The sequence below is a fragment of the Armatimonadota bacterium genome (genome assembly GCA_031081585.1).
In the GTDB taxonomy this organism is placed as follows: Bacteria; Sysuimicrobiota; Sysuimicrobiia; order Sysuimicrobiales; family Humicultoraceae; genus Geohabitans; species Geohabitans tengchongensis.
On sequence record JAVHLY010000018.1, the window covers coordinates 18,870 to 23,989 of the forward strand.

The window sequence follows — 5,120 nt, forward strand, 5'->3', positions numbered from 1 at the left end:
CGGCAGGTGGGGGTTGGCACCGGCCAGGAAGGCCGCGATCTCGTCGGCGTTGCGGCCGGCGCGGTCGTCGGCGGCTTTCCGGCGGGCCTCACTGCCGGCCAGCGTGGCCGAGAGCCGGTCCTGCACGGCCTGGACGTGGCCGGTGAAGAGAGTGCCGAACTTCGCCGCCGCATCGGTGCCGTAGAAGGGGGCGATGGCCTGGCCGATGGCGCGGGCGTTCTGCAGGGCCCGCTCCTCCGCGACGCGGGCCGCCGCGCGCTCTCCCAGGCGGGTGGCCACGACAGAGGCGCGCGACCAGACGATGTGGTCGACGAGCAGCCCGCGCAGGGCCATGCGCAGCTCCGCCACCGTCAGCGTCTCGGGCGCCGCGCGGACCGGCGCCGGTACCGTGGTGACCGCCACCACGGCCGCAGCCGCGAGCAGGGCGGTGGCGGCCAGCGCGATGGTCATGCTCCTCGAGCGGACGAGCCTCAGCACGTGCGTCCCCATGGCGTTCCTCCTCCTGTTGCCGGATTCCCCGCTGGTCGGCCCCAGGCGGCGGAGCGCCGCACCGACTCAGTGCGCCCGACCCTCACCTCCTTTCCGACCCTGCCGCGCATCCTGCAGGGCGCGGCGCAGGTGCCGCAGCCAGGCGCCGGCCGCCGGCAGACGCCGGGCGGCCTCGGGCCGGTCCATCTGCGCCGGAGGGACGCCCAGCGCGTCGAGCGTCCGTCCCAGCGCCACGCTGTAGCGCAAGTACCAGGTGACGAGGTCCACCAGGACACGGTGGCGGCTGCGCACCGCACCGGCCTGGTCGGGATGGGCGCCGATCTCGGCCCCGAAGACCTCCGCGCCGTCGCTGACGAGAACGAGCCACCGCCCGGCGCGCTCGGGCGGCACCCGGTACCGGTGGAGGGTCCCCACGCACCCACCGCACGGCTCCGGGCAGGCCTCCAGACAGAGCGTGGTGACGCGCACCCCCCGCCGGCGCGCCGCCGCCAGCGCACCGGCCAGCGCCCGGGCCTCGGCGGGGGTGAGGGCGATCCACAGCACGCGCCTGGTGGCCTCCACCTGCGCCCTGGCCTGCTCGAGGATCCGGTCGTAGCCGCGCACGTTCCAGGCCACGTCCTCAGACCGGGCGGGGCGGACGCGGGTCAGCGCGCGGCGCGCCTCCACGGCGTGGCGCTGGAAGGCGGCTGCGAGCCGGCCGATCAGCTCGGTCGGCGGGACGGGGGCGTATTGCACCCCCTCAGGGGTCTGCAGGCGGCGGACGGCCCCCCGGGACTCAAGACGGGCCAGGACGGTGTAGACGTTCGGGCGGGGAATGGCGCTGGCCCGGGCGACCTCGTACCCCGTGGCGGGGCTGTGCCGGAGGAGGGTGACGTAGACTCGGGCCTCGTACGGGCTGAACCCCAGGGCCTCCAGGTGCCGTTCCGGGTGGGCCGCCATCGACCGCCCCCAGGGTAATGGAGTAGTTATGAAAGCAACTACTATGCTGCCGCCCCGGGGCACCCCTGTCAACGCCCCCGTCGGCGCCCGCCTTCCGAGGCCCGGGCAGGCGCCCGCCCCGGCGGGTGCGGGGCCCGGGGACCGCTCAGCCCGGGGGTGAGGGTCAACCTGCCTCGAAGGGTCGGCCCACGGCCAGCACGCGGCGCAGGGGCGCTTCCAGGCTGTGGTAGTGGGGGTCGGGCTCGGCGCCGACGGCGTCCAGGACCTTGCTGAAGAAGCTGCGGACCGAGGCGGCCAGCGCGATGTCCAGGATCTCCTCGTCGGTGAAGCCGTGGCGGCGCAGCGTCTCGATGTCCTCGGGCGTCACCCGCCAGGCGTGCAGGGCGATCTTCTCCGCGTAGGCCATCATCGCCACCTCCTCCGGCGGCAGCCCCGCCGTGCGGTAGTTGCGGGCGATGGCCTCCACCTGCTCGGCGCTGAAGAGTTGGGCACGGAGCACCGCTCCGTGAGCGACCATTCAGTAGGTACAGCGCAGGGCGCGGGCCGCGGCGATGGTGACCAGCTCGTACCGCCGCAGGTCCATGTGCGCGCGGATGGCGTCCCGCAGCGCCCGCCACGCGGCGATGACCTCCGGTCGCAGGCTGAGGGCCTGCGTGGAGTGGGCCGCCGCCCCGTCCCGACGGCGGTCCTCCTCGTACAGGTCGCGCAGCAGCCCGGTCGCCTCCTCGGGGGGCACGGTGCGGATGAAGGCCATGACGTTCACCTCCGGGGTGGAGTTGGGAGCGACGGTGCGGGCCGGGGAAGGCCGTCAGTGCGCCGCGATCCCGAGCAGCGTCTCCGCCTGCCGTCCGAGCGGCCCCGCCCGCAGCTGGGCGCGCACGGCGTCGTCGGCCATGGCCGCGGCCACCGCCTCGACCCGCGCCCGCGCCTGCGCAGCCTGCGCGCGGGCGCCGGTGCCGTCCCCCCGGGCGGCCAGCACCGCACCGCGCGCCAGCGCCGCCTCCGCCTCCAAGAGCCGGAAGCCCAGTCCGCGGAGCACGCCGTCGACGCGGTCGAGATGGCCCACCGCGGGCCCGAACCGCCCGCCCGCCGTACAGCAGGCAGCCAGCGCGATCCCCGCATGGGCGGCCGCCGCGGGCAGCCACCCGGACGGGATCTGCGCCAGGACGGCCCGCGCCAGCGCCTCCGCCCGGCCGACGTCGTCCGCCAGCGCCAGCGCGTGGGCCACGTCGGCGGCGGCGATCAACGTGCTGGGTGAGACGATGGGCTGACCCACCGCCTCGACCACCTCGTCCACGAACGGCGAGTCCCGCTCCCCGCGCTCCACGGCCAGCAGCGCGTGCGCCGCGGCCAGGGTGGGCCGGTGGACGTCGCCCGGGCGCAACGCGCCGGGCGGGAACTCGTCGACCAGGACCAGCACCGGCCGCAGGTCGCCCAGCGTCCGGTGGAGCTGAACGCAGTTGAAGAACGTCACGGGGTTGGTGTAGCCGATCTCGCGTGAGAGCTGCAGGGAGGTCTCCAGGTGGCGCGCCGCCGCCTCCAGGCAGGCCAGGCCGAGCTCGGCCATCCCGCTGAACTGGGCGATCCACATCCGCCGCCGACGGTCGCCGATCTCCTCGGCCAGGCGGTCGGCCTCCTCCAGCGCCGCCAGCGCCTCCACCGCGCGGCCGCCCAGCCACAGGTAGAGCCCCCGGTAGCTGCGCGCGGTGGCCTCGCGGGCCCGGTCCCCGCCCGCCCGGGCCTCGCCGATCCCGCGCTCCGTGAGGTCGAGGGCGCCGGGCAGGTCGCGCACCAACCAGCGGACCGTGGAGAGGAGGTTCAGGACGCCCGCCACCGCCCCATGGTCCCCGAGCGCCTCGAAGATCGGCAGGGCGGTACGGGCCAGCTGCTCCGCCTCACCGGGACGGTTCTGGTCCCAATGCGCGTTGGCGGTCTCCAGCAGACACAGCCCTTCGGTGCGGCGGTCCCCCACCGTGGCGGCCAGGCGGCGGGCCTCCTCGTAGCCGGCGATGATCTCCGGGATCGGGACGCGCCGGCGCCGGTGGTCCAGCCGGACCTGCTCGAAGCGCAGCGCCGGCTCCACCTCCCGGCCGCCTGCCGTCTGCGGGAGGAGGCGCAGGGTCTCGGCGATGTCCGCCTCCGCGCCGTCGTACTCCCCCAGCAGCTGGCGGGCCTCGGCGCGGTGGCGCAGCAGGCGCAGGCGGAGGTCCGGAGCGAGGTCGACCCCCAGCGCCAGGGCCCGGGTGTAGGCGTCGGCGGCGCGCCGGTTGGCGAAGAGCCGGCGGGCCCGGTCCCCGGCCCGCACCAGGTACTCCAGCGCCCGGGCCGGTTCGCGGGCGCTCGTCCAGTGGTAGGCCAGCAGGTCGAGGAGCTCCTCGGTGCGCCCGGCGGCGGTGCGCTCCACCCAGGTCGCTACCTGCGCATGGGTGCGCGCCCGCACCGCCCGGGGCAGGGTGGCGTAGGCGACCTCGCGCGTCAGGATGTGCTTGAAGATGAACTCCCGGTCGCCGGCCAGCGTCGACTCCGCCCGCTCCCGGATCAGATCGCGCCCCTCCAGCCGGTCGAGGATCCCCGCGAGCGGCACCGTCTCCTCCACCAGGGCCCGCAGCGTCCCCATCCAGAAGATGCGCCCCACGACCGCGGCCTGCTGCAGGACGCGCTTCTCGTCGTCCGGCAGGCGGTCGAGCCGGGCGGCGATCACGCCCTGCACCGTGTCGGGCAGGGGGAGGTCGTCCAGCGCCCGACCGACCTGCCACCGGTCCCCCTCGGCGGTCAGCACGTCCTGCTCGACCAGCAGCCGCACCATCTCTTCCATGAAGAAGGGGTTCCCCTCCGCCGCGTCGGCGATGCGGGCGGCCAGGCGCTCGGGCAGCGTCGGGGCCCCCGGCAGGAGGGCGGCGAGGAGGCGGCGGGCCTCGGTGGCGTCCAGCGGGCTGAGGTCGATGCGGGTGGCGTCGCGGGCGGTCCCGCCCCAGTGGGGGCGCCGCTCCAGCAGCTCCGGACGGGCCGCTGCCAGGATGAGCACTGGGACCTCCTGCAGGCGGGAGGCGGTGTAGTCCTGGAGGTCCAGCAACCCCTCGTCGCCCCAGTGGAGGTCCTCCACCACGAGCACGAGCGGCCGCTGCCGCGCCCGCGCCTCCAGGTAGCGGCGCCAGGAGAGGAACGCCTCCTCGCGCGCGCTGCGGGGGTCGTAGGCGGCGACGGCCGAGCCCGGAAAGACCAGCCCGATGAGGAAGCCCAGCGCCGCCGCCACCGTGTCGGCCTCGTCGGGGAGGCGCTGCGCCACGGCCGCGCGCAGCTTCTCCCGCGCCGCGTCCTCGGGGTCGTCGTCCCGGATCTGCGCGTCCTGCTTGAGGATCTCGGCCACCGCCCAGAAGGCCAGCCCCTCCCCGTAGGGGAGGCAGCGCCCCGTGCCGATGGCCGGCGTTTCCGGCAGGGCGCGCAGCAGCCCCACGAACTCCTGCTGCAGCCGCGACTTCCCCACGCCGGCGGGCCCGAGGACCGTGACCAGGTGGGCGCGACGCTCCGTCACCACCCGGTCGTACAGGCGCAGCAGGAGGTCGAGCTCGCCGGTGCGCCCGATCAGCGGGGCACGCCGCCCCGCCGGCGCGCCGGGACGCGTCCGCAGCCCCACGACCTCCCAGGCCGGGACCGGCCGCTCCTTGCCCTTCAACGCCAGCGGCCCCAGCGGC

The 5,120-nt window shown here is 76.0% G+C and carries 5 protein-coding genes; all 5 read right to left on the reverse strand.

Annotated features, from left to right (window positions below; genetic code table 11):
- Nucleotides 1–489 (reverse strand): hypothetical protein (locus RB146_08605; GenBank protein MDQ7829042.1); only part of this gene is annotated, 489 nt, incomplete at its 3' end.
- A gap of 66 nt (nucleotides 490–555) precedes the next feature.
- Nucleotides 556–1,428 (reverse strand): helix-turn-helix domain-containing protein, encoded by an 873-nt coding sequence (locus RB146_08610; protein MDQ7829043.1) that lies wholly within the window; start codon nucleotides 1,426–1,428, stop codon nucleotides 556–558.
- Nucleotides 1,429–1,591: 163 nt separating this feature from the next.
- Nucleotides 1,592–1,927: a hypothetical protein gene (locus RB146_08615; GenBank protein ID MDQ7829044.1), complete on the reverse strand. Its 336-nt coding sequence runs from the start codon at nucleotides 1,925–1,927 to the stop codon at nucleotides 1,592–1,594.
- An 18-nt stretch (nucleotides 1,928–1,945) separates the two neighbouring features.
- On the reverse strand, nucleotides 1,946–2,182 hold the full coding sequence (locus tag RB146_08620; protein ID MDQ7829045.1) for a hypothetical protein: 237 nt from the start codon (nucleotides 2,180–2,182) through the stop codon (nucleotides 1,946–1,948).
- A gap of 54 nt (nucleotides 2,183–2,236) precedes the next feature.
- Nucleotides 2,237–5,120, reverse strand: a 2,884-nt coding sequence (locus RB146_08625; protein MDQ7829046.1) for an AAA family ATPase, incomplete at its 5' end; no start/stop codon positions are given.